The organism is Geoalkalibacter subterraneus (genome assembly GCF_000827125.1).
Taxonomy (GTDB): domain Bacteria; phylum Desulfobacterota; class Desulfuromonadia; order Desulfuromonadales; family Geoalkalibacteraceae; genus Geoalkalibacter_A; species Geoalkalibacter_A subterraneus.
The window spans coordinates 881237-895158 of record NZ_CP010311.1; the positions used below are offsets into that span (position 1 = coordinate 881237).

Genomic DNA, 13922 nt, shown 5'->3' on the forward strand with positions numbered 1-13922 from the left:
GGAGAGGGTTTTTGTTTTCAATGGGAGATCGAAGCTGCAATTATTCGCAGAGATCGATATTGATATCCCAGTTCTTGATGCGCATGGTGCCGTTGGTTGCAAGGTTCTGCTGCATCTTGAAACAGCGGTCGAAGAGCTGAGGCTCGTGACCAATCCCCTTGGAGAGGCACTCTTTCTTGGCGCGCTCGAAGTAGTCCAGCAGAATCGGGCGATACTCGGGGTGTGCGCAGGTGTTGATGATTTTGAGGGCACGATCTTTCGGTGCCAGGCCGCGCAGGTCGGCAAGACCCTGCTCGGTGACCACGCAGTCGAGGTCGTGCTCGGTGTGGTCGATATGAGGCGCCTTCGGGACCACGCAGGTGATGCCCAGCGGATCGGTCTTGGTGGGGCGTACCGACGGGGTGTGCATGATCTTGAGATAGCCGTTGCGCAGGAAGTCGCCGGAACCGCCCAGGCCGTTGATCATGCGGGTGCCGCCGACCAGGGTTGAGTTGGCGTGAGCATACATGTCGAACTCGACCGGGGTATTCATGGCGATGCACCCCAGACGACGGATCGGCTCGGGAGCGTTGGAAATGGACAGGGGGCGCAGCACGATCTTGTCGAAATACTTCTCCCAGTTGTCAAAGAAGCGTGGGAAGCCGGGATCTTCAGACAGAGACAGGGAGCAGGCCGAAGCGCAGTTGAGCTTGCCGGAGTCGAACAGGTCGAGCATGGTGTCCTGCAGAACTTCGGTATAAACGGTCAGATTGGAGAACGGACCTTTTGCCAGGCCGCCGACGACAGCGTTGGCGATGGAGCCGACACCGGACTGCAGGGGCAGCAGGTTCTCGGGCAGGCGGCCCATTTTGACTTCGTGAGCAAAGAAGTCGAGGATGTGGTCAGCAATGGCTTCCGAGGTGTCGTCCATCTCGGAGAAGGCACGGCCCTTGTCGCGGCGCTTGGACTCAACCACGGCGACGATCTTGTCGGGATCGCAGGGGACATAGGAGGTGCCGATGCGGTCGTCCGCCTTGGTGATCAGGAAAGGCTGACGACGCGGCGGCTTGTACTGCATGAAGATGTCATGCATGCCTTCGAAGGAGGGCTGTCCGGTGTTGACCTCGATGATGATTTTGTCGCAGAGGTTAATGGTTTCCGCGACGATGCCGCAGGAGGTGGTCAGGGCCAGCCCGCAGTCTTCGTTGATGGCAGAAACTTCAATGATGCCAATGTCGTAGCGACCGTTTTCCGTGTAGAAACCGTAACCGGCGTCCTGTGCGAACAGGCCGAGGTGCTTGTCGCCCATGCGGATGCGGCCTTCGTTGATCCCCTTGGCAATGTTCTTGCCGGTCTGGTAAGGCCAGCGGCGGTCGATCATGTCAAGGGTCGCCCAGCGGTCTTCCGTTTCAGCACCGACGGAAGCACCGATGAACAGGTTGAATTTCAGTTTGCCCTGCAGATTGTTTTTCTCGACGTGGTCTGCCAGCGCGATGGGAACCTCTTTGGGGTAGCCGGCGGGGGTGAAACCGGACCACATCAAATTCATGCCGGACTTGAAGTGCTCAATGGTGTCTTCGGCCTTCACGACCTTCTTGAGCAGGGACTTGCGACGAACGCGACTTTCCAGGGTTCCGAAATCGGACATCTCTCTCCTCCTGTGAATTTAAGTCGAACAGACTGCGTGGCGACAGGCCACGTCAGGTTTTGCAGAGCTGAAAAAGTGGGTTGTTTTTAAGCGAATTTTCGGCATTGGGTCTGCAATAAAAACAACTGAAATAATTAAATAAAAACAGGAATGTCCTGTTTATAGTCATCAACCGCAATGATGGGATGCGTGCGATGAGTAGATTTTAAAATCACGTTATATTCAAAATCCACTCCCTTATAATATGCCGTAAACGGCAAGTCAAGCAAAAAGAATGGATTTTACTTTTTGTGGTAGGCCGAGGAGTTTGATCCGTCGGAAGGAAGCGGGAATACTCGCTAAAATGCTTTGGCAACAATCTTCTGCGCTTTGGGGATATATTCGCTCTTGGGAAACTCCTTCATCAGGGTGTTGAAGGCGTCTACGGCTTTGTCGCGATTGCCCAATTCCAGGTAGGCGCGTCCCAGATAAAAATAGGCCTCGTCACGCTCAAAGAAATTGGGGTAGGTCTCAAAGAGATATTCCAGCCGCTGGGCAGCAGCTTTCGGATGGCCGGTTCGCAGGTAGAAGCGGCCGACATAGAGTTCGTGGGCGGCAAGATGATCGCGACAGCGCTGTATAAGGGCACCGACTTCTTCGCGCCGGGGATCCTCGGGGTATTTCTCAAGCAGGATCTCGAATGTCGCCAAGGCGTTGCGTGTTGCGGTCTGGTCGCGGTCCACCGACAGGATCTGGCGGTAATAGGTGAGCCCCAGCTGGTAAAGGACGTCGGCGTTGCGGGGGTGATCGGGGTGCTGTTTGAGAAAGTCTTCGTAGGCCACAGCTGCTTCCACATAACGCTCGGCCTCGAAGTAGGCATCGGCAATCTTGATTTCGGCAAGGATGTTGAGTTCCGGTGAATAATAACTGTCGCGAACTTTTTCCCAGGAGGCGATTGCCTCGTCATACAGACCGCGCTCGAAATAGCTTTCACCTTCGGTGAAATGCTTCTGGACTCCGCCAAGGTTATCGGTATCCGGGCTGGGAGCGCAGGCCGAGAGGGCGAGAATAAACGTGAGCAGGAAAAATCGTTTCAACATGAACCGCATACCTTTGCCGTGAATCGGGGAATAAATTGAAGGCGCAGGGTGAAGGTAAGTCAAGTTCGTAATTTTGTCAATTGGCAGCGCATGTCTGTGGGCTTGAATGCCCGGTTTGTTCCAGGGCGCGACGCATCTTGTTCATGGCGTTCTGTTCCACCTGGCGCACCCGTTCACGGCTGATGCCGTAATCGGCCGCAAGGTCCTGGAGAGTGCGTGGATCTTCCGCAAGGATACGCTCGCTGATAATGCGGCGCTCACGTTCGTTCAGTACCGCCAGTGCGCTTCGAACCTGAAGCTTTCGCGCCCGGGATTCTTCCTGCTGCGCCAGCAGCTGCTCCTGGTTGTCGCGTTCGTCGGCCAGCGTGTCGAGAAGACTGTAATCCTCCCCCTCGCTGAGTTCGAGATCCAGGGAGGCATCGCGGGCACTCATCCGCAGGGCCATCGACTCGACCTCGTCCTCTTCGACCTCAAGTTCCTTGGCGATGCGGGCGGGATCATCATCACCCTGCAGGTGGGCGATTTTGGCACGGGTGCGGCTCAGTTTGAAGAAAAGTTTCTTCTGTGCCTGGGTTGTGCCGATTTTAACCAGGGACCAGCTGCGAATTATGAAATTGTGAATATAGGCCCTGATCCACCAGACGGCATAGGAGATCAGCCTGATTCCCCGTTCAGGATTGAATTTTTTGACCGCCATCATCAGGCCGATGTTGCCCTCCTGGATCAGGTCGAGCAGTTTGAGGCCGTAACCGCGGTATTCGTAGGCAATTTTAACGACAAAGCGCAGGTTGGCGCATATCAGTCGGTGGGCGGCGTCGATTTCGCCGCGCTTGTAATAACGGCGTGCCAGATCGTATTCTTCTTCCCGTGACAGAATGTCGAAGCGGGTGATCTGCTGCATGTAGTGTTCAAGCCCGTCCTGCGGAACGGGCAGGGTGGCCAGATTCATGGGCGTGAGCCTCCCGGTGAAAAGGTTTTGTTAGCACTCGTGCAAAGTGAGTGCTAAATTTTATAACAAGAATTGTCCCCAAATGCAAGCGGCGAAAGGAAAAACCCGGGGTGCCGCGTGATATTCAGACACGTTGACAGCCTGTGGCCGTCCGGCCATAATGATGCGGCACCTTAACAAGTGCGCCGACCTTTTCATTCGCTCCAGCGTGTTTTCATCAACCGTATTTATCCCTTGCGATCAGGGCTATGAAAGTTTTCTATATTGGATTGTTCGGCGCGGCCGGCTGTCTGGCGCGCTACTGGGTTTCTGGCTGGGGGTACGCGCTTTTCGGACGCAGCCTTCCCTATGGAACCCTGATGGTCAATATGCTCGGATCGTTTCTGCTCGGCATGCTGATGGAAGCGGGGCTGCGCACCACGATCTTTTCCGTTGATGTGCGTACTGGATTGGCCGTCGGATTCATGGGGGGCTTTACCACTTTTTCGACTTTTTCCTATGAAACCTGGCGGCTGATCGAAGAGGGCAGTTTATGGCAGGCGGGAGCCACTGTTCTGCTCAATGTCATCGCTTGCGTTGTGCTTGCAGGGCTGGGCATCTATGTTGCCCGCCAGTTTTAACCCGGAGGTGTGCGCATGAAGCTTGAGGGCGAGCAGACCCTGATGCGAATTTTTGTTGGTGAAAGCGACCGCTGGCAGAGAAAACCGCTTTACGAGGCCATTGTGGAGATGCTGAAAAGCGAAGGGTTTGCCGGTGCGACTGTCCTCAAGGGGGTCATGGGATTCGGCGCCGGCAGCGTGGTGCACAGCGATCGATTGTTGCGCCTGTCTTCAGATCTGCCGGTCGTGATCGAAGTCGTTGAATCTGCGGAGATGATTGAAAATGTGCTGGACCGCCTCGATGAGATGGTCTCCGGCGGTATGATCACCCTCGAGAAAGCCCGTGTCATCCGCTATCGGCCTGAGGAGAAGAAATAAATGATTGATTCATTGAAGAAAATTTTTGGTTTCCAGTCGAGCGAGGCGGAAGAAACTCCCAGCGAGGGGCCGGACAGAACCTGGGTGGCGACAGCGGTGCTGCTGCTTGAAATGGCCCATACGGATGATGGTTTTCACGAACTGGAGTCCATTCTTGTCGACCGGATTCTGGGTGAAAAATTCGACCTCGACGCCCGCGCACTCAAGGATCTTCGTCTCTATGCGGAACAACGGCGGCAGGAAAGCCTTGATCTTTATCAGTTTGCCAGGGAGATCAACGATCACTTCAGCAAAAAGGAAAAGCTTGAAGTGATGGAGCATCTGTGGCAGATCGTTTTTGCAGATGGGAAGATAGATCCTTATGAAGAGGCACTGAGCCGCCAACTGGCCACATTGTTGAAGTTGTCGCATAAAGAGATGATCGATGCGAAATTGCATGTGCGTGAGATGTTGGCGCAGGGCGAAGGGGGAAAGAGGTGATCGGGTGAGTTCTGCTCTGCTCCTACCCTTGACCCGCATCGTACCCTGGTCCCAATCCTTGTTGGCGGAGGTCCTGGCAACCGGTGATCTTGCAGTGGATCTGACCGCGGGGGCGGGGCGCGATACTCTTTTTCTGTGGCAACAGGTGGCGCCTTCGGGTTCAGTGGTGGCTTTCGATGTCCAGGAGGCCGCGCTGGAAAGGACCCGTCTTCTGTTGCAGGCTGAAGGGGTGCCCGTGTTTCTGCACTCCTATGAAGACCCTGGCAGCTTTGCAAAGCCTGGTGTTCATCTGATCCATGACAGCCATGCTCAATGGCTGCAGTATGACTTTGATTCGCCGCGTGTCGTTATCGCCAACCTGGGATACCTCCCCGACGGAGACCGTTCACTGGTTACGCAGAAGGATTCGACTCTGAGAGCCCTGACTGTTGCGTTGCGGCACCTCAGGGATCAGGGTCGTCTGGCGGTCGTGGGCTACCCCGGTCATGAAGGGGGACAGGAAGAGGTCGAGGCGGTCGGGTTTCTGCTGAGCGGTCTTGATCCCGAAAGGTGGCAGGTTCTGCATCTTCGGGCGGCAAATTGCCCTCAGGCCCCATTGCTGTGGGTGGCTGAGAAAAAAGCGGCCTGAACGGCGGCGGCATCCATACTGACCAACAACGCAAAAAAGGCCGGGAAATCTCCCGGCCTTTTTGCGTGTCGTTCGTGATTGCCGAAGATGATTATTCTTCAGGCGGCAGCACCATGCAGCAGATGGTTTCGACGCGGCGGTTCTGATAGCGTCCTTCAGCGGTGCTGTTGTCGGCAACCGGTTGCGCCTCGCCGTAGCCACGTGCGACCAGCCGCTTGCGGTCAATTCCATGTTCGCTGACCAGGTAGTCAACGACTGCCTGGGCGCGGCGCATGGAAAGATCCTTGTTGTAGGATTCACTGCCCAGAGAGTCTGTATGACCCGCGACCAGGATGTAAGGCACGTCGCGGTGCTTCTGGATGAAGGCCGCCGCACGGGCGAGTTCTGATTCGTACTCGGGTTTAATGGCTGTTTTGTCAAGATCGAAGTTGATGTGCATGGTCATTTTGAGGGTGCAGCCGTCCTCATCGACCAGTTCGCCTGCCGGGGTGTCGGGGCATTTGTCGCGATAATCGGGTACGCCGTCGCCGTCGCTGTCGAGGGCACAGCCCTTGTCGTCAACAGAGGCGCCTTTGGGGGTGTCGGGGCACTGGTCAAGATGATCGGGGACACCGTCGCCATCGCTGTCAAGGGGGCAGCCCTTGTCATCGACCTGGACGCCTTTGGGGGTGCCGGGGCATTTGTCGCGATAGTCGGGGACACCGTCGCCGTCACTGTCAAGAGGGCAGCCCTTGTTGTCGACCTGAACACCCCTGGGGGTGCCGGGGCACTGGTCGCGCTCATCGGGTACGCCGTCGCCGTCGCTGTCGCGGGGCTCGGGCTTGGCCGCTTCGGCGAACTGCCATGCAAGGCCGGCGGAATAGCTCATGTTGTTGACAGCCTCGCCGGTCAGCAGATGCCGCACATCGGCGCGCAGGGCGGTTCTTTCTGTCAGCCAGTATTTGATCCCGCCACCCCAGTTGAAGAGAGCTTCGCTGTCGTCGGAGCCGTCTTCGTAGTCTTTATTCTGCAGCCCCACGCCGGCGGCCAGATAGGGCACCAGGGCGTTGTCCGTCAGGAAATGATAAAGGCCATCCATGCGGAAGTGCATCACATCGACGTCGCCGTTGCCTTCGTCAATGTCGGTGGGGGTCAGGCCGGCGACAAATTCAGCGCCCCAGGACTTGGTAAAGTTGTAGCCGATACCAAGACTGTACTGAATGTCATCTTTAATGTTCTCGGCGCCGTCATAAACGTAGCCGCCCACCATGGGGGAAAGGGTAAAGGCCCTCTCCTTCTGCTCGGCCGAAGCGGTTGCAACCCCAGCCAGGGCCAGGCTGACGGCCAGGGCGCAGGACAGAATCCCTCGATACAATGTGTTCATGAAATAAATCCTCCAAAGGTGAATTGTCGGGACGCCGGTGTGAATAGCCTGTGCGTCTCTTTTATTAAACGATATAGCAAACAATAGCAGGGCAATCTGCGATTGCAATGAAGCTTTGTAACAATTTGCGGCGCACCGAAAAGATTTGTCCGGGCAGAAAGGATGGTCCGTCAGTCTGATGGAAGGTTCTGAGGCAGGACCAGCTGGAACGTCGTTCCGTTTTCCGGCGTTGATTCGAAAACGACCCGCCCGCCGAGAAACTCTTCTGCAAGCAGGCGCATCCCGTAGGTGCCAATTCCACGTCCATGGCCTTTGGTCGAAAATGAACGTTGGAAGAGTTGCTGTTGGACGTCCTTCTTGATGAAGGCGCGGTTGTGGACCCGGAACTGCACCTGTTGCCCCTGCCGCTTGAATCCGAGCGTGACCCTGTCGCCTTTACGGCCGGCCTCCAGGGCGTTTTTCAGCATGTTGCCCAGCACTCGGCCGACCAGCGCTTTGTCACTGGTGAACCAGGGATCACCCGAGCCTGTTTCGATGTGGATGGTCTGATGGTCCGCGACCGGATGGCTTTGATAGAGTTCTGCAGCCCGCTTGAGAATTTCAGGGCCGTTGAGCAACTGCGGCCTGACTTTCAACTCTCTATTCTCCGCGGCCAGCAACATGCGTTGAGCGTTGATCTCTTCCACGACCTGTGAGGCGGCAGATTCGATCAGGCGCACCATTTCGGGGGCCTCCGCTCCGTCGGGGTTTTCCGCCAGAAGTTGAGCGAAGCTTTTGACGCCGCCGGCCAGATTGAGAATGTCGTGGAAAAAGATGTTTTCCAGAACAGAGCGGCGCTTCTGGTCGCTGATGTCCTGGACCGCAAAAACAACGAACCTCTCCCCCCGATGCTCCAAGGGCATTGTGTCGACCCTGAGATCAAGACTTTCGGTGTGTTTGTCGAAAGTACGGGTCAGGCGGTATTCCTGGTGTCCGGGCTGTCCGTCAATCGCGGCAAGTATGGCATTGACCGCACCGCAGGTTCGGCACATATCCGCTGTGCCGCAACCGCCCGGAAGGGTGTCGGCATTGATGCAGCCAAAGACTTCACCCGGGCGGGAGCCGAGGACAGAATCTTCTGATGCGGCACCGAGAAATTCAAGGACGGCACGGTTGCTGAAAATGATCTGCCGATGCGTATTGAGGACAACAAGTTGAATCGGGATTGCATCCAGAAAACGGCGCAGCAGTGAATCTTCAGCAAAATACTGATACTGGGCAAACGCCTGGGGTTGTGTCAGACGCTCCGCCGGTGCATGACTGGTCTTTTCAATGTTGTCGACAGTTTGGGATGGCATGCGGGTCCGTTCCAAATGAAAAAGGAGGTAGGCAGCTTTATCAGAATCCGAAGTCCTCTGGAATACAAGGTTTCTTGCAGATTATCACACCTTGCCTTCTTTACTCAAAGGAAACCGGCGCAGAGACAGGTTTGGTCAGCGCCCCTGCCGTTTCTGGAGCAGGGCGTTCAAATGAGAGTAGTCTTCCGATGTATCCATGTCGAGAAGGATGCCGGGATCATCCACGGGGAATCGCCGGGTGTCTGCCTTGTGGCGATTGCGCAGATCACGCAGGGTTTCCCCCGCACGCAGCCGGCGGAGAACGGATTGGGCAAACAGGGGAGGGTGCCCGCTGCGCCCCATGTGGGTCGGGATCAGGATTGCGCAGGGAGCCTGACGGTAGGACTGGATCAGGGCCTGGATGGTTGTGGGGCGAATCAAAGGCATGTCCGCCAGCGCAATTAAAATCGCGGCATAACTTGGATCCAGGGCAGACAGGCCCGCCAGCACCGAAGATGCCATGTCGCCCGCAGGGTCGGGATTGGTGACAAGGATCGTGTCCCGCGCTTCAGCCGCGCTTGATACCTCCAGGCCCTGGGGACCAAGCACGACGGCTATTCGCGCTACCTGCCCTTCGGTCAGAGCGTTGAGGACGAGTTGGAGTGCAGGGCGCTCATTGAGGGGCAAAAGCTGTTTGCAGCGGCCCATCCTTGTCGAGCGGCCTGCTGCCAGCACGATCGCCGCGATCGGCATCGACATGTTGTCTCCTGAAAGAAATCAGTTGTGCAACGACGCTGACCGCAATTTCCGAGGGAGTCTGGGCGCCGATGTCGAGACCGATGGGCGATGTCACGCGCCCCAGTTGGTCTTCCGAGAGCCCTGAACGCCGCAGGTAGTCGACTAGGGCTGCCCTTTTGCGCCGACTGCCCAGCATGCCGATAAAGCCGGCTTCGGTGTCCAGGGCGGCCCGCACCACTGAAAAATCACGCTCGTGCTCGCTGGTAACGACGGCGATGGCAGAGCGTTTGCCACATTTCAGCCGCGGAAAGGCCTCTTCGAAAGAGCAGAAAATCGTTTCATCGGCACATTCCAGCGGCGGCCTCTGTGGGTTCTCCTCCACCACCGTGACGTAAAATCCGCTTTGGTTCGCCAGTTGGGCCAGCATCCGCCCGATATGCCCGGCTCCAAAAATAACCAGGTACGGCCGCGGATTGATTGGTTCGAGATAGAACATCAGGCGACCGCCGCAGGCATGACCGAAGTCCTCGGTCAAGTCAAATTCCGCTGTGCTCGGCCGGCCTTTTTCCACCGTCTCAAGAGCTTTTTGAATGACTTCAACCTCCAGGCGTCCGCCGCCGATGGTCCCATGGATGCTGCCGTCCGATCGAACCAGCATTTTAGCCCCGGCTTTGCGCGGAGTGGAGCCGGTTGAGCGGATCAGTGTGACCAGGGTGGCGGGCTGTTCGCCGTTTTTCAGGCGGATGATCTCCTCGTAAAGAGTGATATCTTCCATGTGACTGTCTGGACTCCCTGTGTGGGTGTTGTTTTTGATTGAGAATCCTGAATGGCAAAGCCGCCGCTTCGGATTTTCGTTTGTGAGTATACCAAGGGCCTTTCACATTTCAAAGAGGCTTGTGCTTTATGCCGGACGGCTTTTGGCCCAGCTCCATTTCTTGAGGGAAAAGTATGATTTTTCGAGCTTTTCCCCTTTGACAATCAGGCGCAACACGCTTGACCTGCCGGAGGGCTTGGATTACATTGACGCTCCGACGGTCTGCCCACGGGCAGGTATCTTCTTGAAACTCAGGGTCCGGATGCTCGCCGGAGAATTTTGCGCGATTTGATTCTTCTTTGAAACAGTCCAGTGACTCAGTCCCATCTGCCGATAAAAGGAATTACAGTCTATGCCACGAATCGATCTGCCCCAGGAAAAGAAAAAGGGGCATCTGACCCTGCTGCGTGAGACACGTACTCTTCGTGCCGGCGAATACAACGCTCTGACGGTCGAGGAGCGCCTGCGCATTGTGCGCAATGCCGTGGGGAGGCAGAAGTACGATCTGATCATCGAGGCCGTTGACAGCACCGAGTTGGTGCAGCGTCTGCCGTCGCAGGAAATCTATCTTCTGCTCAAGGAACTGGGGGCTGAAGACTGCACGGAACTGCTGGCAATGACCAACACCGAACAGATGATGATTTTCTTTGATCTTGATTTCTGGCGTGACGAGGAGTTTTTGCCCGATTCCGCTCTGCAATGGCTGGCCATGCTGCTGGAAACCGGCGAGGACAATGTCCTGCGGACGGCGCACGAACTCGATTTCGACCTTTTGACCGTTTTGTTGCAGAAGTTCATTACGATTACCCGCGGGCTCGAGTCTCTGACCGATGAGGATGCCCTGGCTGAAGGCAGGCTTGAGCGCTTGTACGACATGGACTTTCGTGATTCCGAAAGCGCCAAGATTGTCGGGATGTTCCTGGATATCCTCTATCGCCACGACCGCGATTTTTATATCGGGTTGATGGAGTCGGTCCGCAACGAGATCCCGGCCGAAATCGAGGAAGTCGCTCAGGAGAACCGGCGCGGACGCCTGCTTGACCGTGGTTTCCCCGATCCTTTCGAGGCTATGAGTGTCTTCAGTCCCATTGACGCCGGCATCTTCGAGCGGCGATCCGAAAGTAAGATCCCCTTCCAGGCGGGTGAGAATGGAGTCGAGGCGCCGGGTTTCTTCCTGGTGGAGCCGGCGGGGGATCTGCTCGGCGAAATTCTTTCCCGCGGGATTGAGCCCGAAACCTGCTGGGAGATGGCCTATCTGCTCAACAAGGTCATGATGGCCGAGCGGGCCGATGTCGGAGATCTGGAGCAGATTGCCGAAAAGGCGCGGGAGGTCTACGGCTATCTCAATATTGCACTTGAATACCTGGGGCGCGGGGATTTTGAAAAGGCCATGCAGCGCTTTACCCATGCATACCTTGAGCACCTGCTGCGGCTGGGGCTGGGGTTGGTCATGCCCCTGCGGGAGCGGGCCCGTGTTGTGAAGCAATCCGGTGCGATGACCTTTCTCGATGGCCCTTTCAGGGCGTTGGTCGAGTCCCTGTGCTATAAACGGCCCCGTTTCTATGAAGGAATGGTTGAGGTCAATCGCGCTGGGGAGCGCTTTTTTAAGCGGCTCGACGACATTCGTCTTGCCGAGCAGTGGTTGAGTCGTATCGAGATCCAGGTACAGCTTTTTGATGGGCGACTCGGTTTTGATCTGCCCGATCCGCAGGGCGAAGTGCTCAAGGGGTGCGTGCCCGATCAGGTCGGCGACCTGGCGCTCTCGGACTTGTTTCTGACCGCCTGGGGAAATCGCCTGCTGGGCCGTGATTTTTCCCCGGTCCCCATTGCCAAGCGTCTTTTGCCTGAGTTGCACAAAGTTGTCTGCGCCGATGGTACCCTGCGCGAGGAGGTTCGCCGGGAAATTCGCCAGGCCACAGAGTCCCTTTTGCCCGGGGCGGGTGAATTTTCCGATTATTGCCTGGACCTGTGGCAGGAGCAATTCTGCACCCTTGCACCTGATGCGCTCGATGTGCGATTCATCGGGGCGATGATCATTCGATTGGACTGACCTATGGTTGCGACGGGATCAATGATGATGTCCTAGTGTCCCGTGCGGTTAGTTCGTTTAGATAATTCTGAGCAATTTTGCCTGCTGGCAAGGCACGCCGACGCAGGCCTAGCCGAAGCTAAGCCGAGGAGGCGCAACGAAGGCAGCGGGCAAAAGGGCCATAATTAATGAATGGAACTAACCGCACGGGACACTAGCAGAAATCCAGAAGGTGGAAGGTCAGGCAATGCCGTCGCGGCCGATACTTTTAACGTAGAACAGGGAGCTGTCGGCGATTGCCAGCAATTCCTCCAGATCCTGCGCGTCTTCGGGAAATCCCGCAATTCCGAAGCTGGCAGTGAGCCGCACATCAAGGCCGTGCGCGGCGAGGTAGGAGGTCGCGGACATGTGTGCGCGGATCTCTTCAGCCTTGCGAACGGCATCGGCGCGATTCTTGTCCGGCAGGACTACCACGTATTCGTCTCCGCCATAGGCGACGGCAAAAGCGGGGGCTTCGATGCAGGCCTTGATCGTCTGGGCCACTTCCCGCAGTGCCTGACTTCCCCTGATGTGCCCATGAGTGTCAACCACCTGTTTAAAGCGGTCGACATCCAGGAATATCAGAGCCAGCGGCCTATTGAGCCGGGCGCACTTTTCAAAGTGGTGCTTGAGCCCCTGATAGAAGTAGCGGGTATTGTAGAGCCCGGTCAGATCGTCGCGGATTGACAGTTCTTTGAAGCGCCGCTCGCTGGCGCGCAATTGTTCTTCGGCCTCGACCCGGCGGCGGCGGTCCTCTTCCAGGCGCTCAAGCATCTTGTTGTATTCGTGAACAAGTTCGCCGATCTCACTGTTGCTCCTGACGCCGATACGCTCAGACAGGCTCTCATCCGTCTGGACTTCTGCGATGTGCTGGCGTAACCGTCCCAGCGGTTTGGTGACGATGCGCCTGATGATGATCAGGTGAACCGCGGAAAAAAGGATGCCGATTGCCGCCAGGGAGGCAAAGACAACCATTGCCAGACGCCGGCCGAGATGGTTGAAGATGCGCGGCACTCGAACTTCCAGCAGAAGCGCCGGTTCTCCGTGGATATCGGGGTAATGAGCAAAAATCCGCATGCGATCCGGTGCCTGAGGGTCGCGGTAGAAGCGGGGCTGCGAGAGTTCAGAGTCTTCGCCGAGGAGATGGGAGAAGTCCGGGTCGTGCAGCAAAGCGCGTGCTTCGGGCAGCAGATCAAAGCGATCGAGGTAGTACGGCAGCCGGTATTTCTCGTCGGGAACCCGGGCCTCACTGGCGGGATGCAGAGCAAAGCTGACGCGCGTTTGCTCATTGAGGCGCTTGATTTCGTCCTGATCCAGAAAACGCCCCATGATGACCGTGCCCTGGCGCGCGCCAGTGCCCATGCTGGTCAGAACCGGACTCGACGCGATCTGCAGGGGACCATGGCCCGTGACGAGGATGCCGGTTTTGGGTTTTTTCGGATCTTCGAACTGCAGTAGAGGATGATCAAGCGGCCAGGTCCCCGAGGGAAGCTCGCTGATGTGGCGCTGCTGCTGTGCCGGCCGGTCAAATTGATTGCTCCAGACCGTTTCGCCTTCTTTGTCGATAAAGATGAGCAGATCAAGGCGTGTCTTGCGAAAAGTGTCGGGAGACAGGCTGGTGACCTGGAACTTCAGGTTGCGATCCTGTACGAACCGATAGGTTTCATCCCACTGCGCCCAGTCGCCGATGAGCACCCCCAGATGCTCCGATTCTCGCCGCAGGGCCTGGGCGACGCGGGCCAGGTTGATTTCGGCAATCTCCTCTTCGGCGGTGATCTCCACCGGCGTCAGCAAAACGCGGATCAACACGACGCCGAAGGCGAGAAACAGCATGAAAAAAAGAATCATCAGCAAGATGATGCGGGTTTGCAGGCGCATGAGAA

General features: G+C 56.8%; 13 protein-coding genes. 5 read left to right on the top strand and 8 right to left on the bottom strand.

Features of this window, described 5'->3' with window-relative positions; all coding sequences use genetic code 11:
- Nucleotides 1-40 precede the first annotated feature (40 nt).
- The 3 genes from scpC to rpoH all read right to left on the bottom strand — a co-directional run bounded on the left by scpC (nt 41) and on the right by rpoH (nt 3655).
- Nucleotides 41-1627 (bottom strand): succinyl-CoA:acetate CoA-transferase ScpC, encoded by a 1587-nt coding sequence (scpC, locus tag GSUB_RS04000; RefSeq protein ID WP_040199299.1) that lies wholly within the window; start codon nt 1625-1627, stop codon nt 41-43.
- A 338-nt stretch (nt 1628-1965) separates the two neighbouring features.
- A complete protein-coding gene (locus GSUB_RS04005) occupies nt 1966-2706 on the bottom strand; it encodes an outer membrane protein assembly factor BamD (protein WP_052464511.1) in 741 nt (246 codons plus the stop codon).
- Nucleotides 2707-2782: 76 nt separating this feature from the next.
- On the bottom strand, nt 2783-3655 hold the full coding sequence (rpoH, locus tag GSUB_RS04010) for an RNA polymerase sigma factor RpoH (RefSeq protein ID WP_040199301.1): 873 nt from the start codon (nt 3653-3655) through the stop codon (nt 2783-2785).
- Between the two features lie 248 nt (nt 3656-3903).
- On the opposite strand from rpoH, the gene crcB reads away from it, so the two are divergent.
- The 4 genes from crcB to mnmM are packed head-to-tail and all read left to right on the top strand — an operon-like array spanning nt 3904 to nt 5740.
- Nucleotides 3904-4275, top strand: a complete 372-nt coding sequence (gene crcB / locus GSUB_RS04015) for a fluoride efflux transporter CrcB (RefSeq protein ID WP_040199303.1) — start codon at nt 3904-3906, stop codon at nt 4273-4275.
- Between the two features lie 15 nt (nt 4276-4290).
- Nucleotides 4291-4632: a DUF190 domain-containing protein gene (locus tag GSUB_RS04020; RefSeq protein ID WP_040199304.1), complete on the top strand. Its 342-nt coding sequence runs from the start codon at nt 4291-4293 to the stop codon at nt 4630-4632.
- Nucleotides 4633-5112, top strand: a complete 480-nt coding sequence (locus tag GSUB_RS04025; RefSeq protein ID WP_040199305.1) for a tellurite resistance TerB family protein — start codon at nt 4633-4635, stop codon at nt 5110-5112. It abuts the gene before it with no gap.
- Nucleotides 5113-5116: 4 nt separating this feature from the next.
- Nucleotides 5117-5740, top strand: coding sequence for a tRNA 5-(aminomethyl)-2-thiouridylate-methyltransferase MnmM (gene mnmM / locus GSUB_RS04030; protein WP_158414037.1), 624 nt, complete (start codon nt 5117-5119; stop codon nt 5738-5740).
- Between the two features lie 91 nt (nt 5741-5831).
- Here mnmM and GSUB_RS19350 read toward each other — a convergent pair whose 3' ends face one another.
- The 4 genes from GSUB_RS19350 to GSUB_RS04050 form a co-directional block, all read right to left on the bottom strand.
- Nucleotides 5832-7103: an OmpA family protein gene (locus tag GSUB_RS19350; protein ID WP_052464512.1), complete on the bottom strand. Its 1272-nt coding sequence runs from the start codon at nt 7101-7103 to the stop codon at nt 5832-5834.
- Between the two features lie 170 nt (nt 7104-7273).
- On the bottom strand, nt 7274-8440 hold the full coding sequence (locus GSUB_RS04040) for an ATP-binding protein (RefSeq protein ID WP_052464515.1): 1167 nt from the start codon (nt 8438-8440) through the stop codon (nt 7274-7276).
- 135 nt (nt 8441-8575) lie between these two features.
- A complete protein-coding gene (locus GSUB_RS04045) occupies nt 8576-9178 on the bottom strand; it encodes a nucleotidyltransferase family protein (RefSeq protein WP_040199307.1) in 603 nt (200 codons plus the stop codon).
- Nucleotides 9093-9932 carry an XdhC family protein gene (locus GSUB_RS04050; protein ID WP_052464518.1) on the bottom strand — a complete coding sequence of 280 codons (840 nt, stop codon included), beginning with the start codon at nt 9930-9932 and terminating at the stop codon, nt 9093-9095. The genes GSUB_RS04045 and GSUB_RS04050 overlap by 86 nt, the downstream gene beginning before the upstream one ends.
- Before the next feature lie 391 nt (nt 9933-10323).
- On the opposite strand from GSUB_RS04050, the gene GSUB_RS04060 reads away from it, so the two are divergent.
- Complete coding sequence (locus tag GSUB_RS04060; RefSeq protein ID WP_040199309.1) at nt 10324-12021, top strand: DUF6178 family protein; 1698 nt, start codon at nt 10324-10326, stop codon at nt 12019-12021.
- A gap of 219 nt (nt 12022-12240) precedes the next feature.
- Here GSUB_RS04060 and GSUB_RS17885 read toward each other — a convergent pair whose 3' ends face one another.
- Nucleotides 12241-13917 (bottom strand): diguanylate cyclase, encoded by a 1677-nt coding sequence (locus GSUB_RS17885; protein WP_144401942.1) that lies wholly within the window; start codon nt 13915-13917, stop codon nt 12241-12243.
- Nucleotides 13918-13922: the final 5 nt, after the last annotated feature.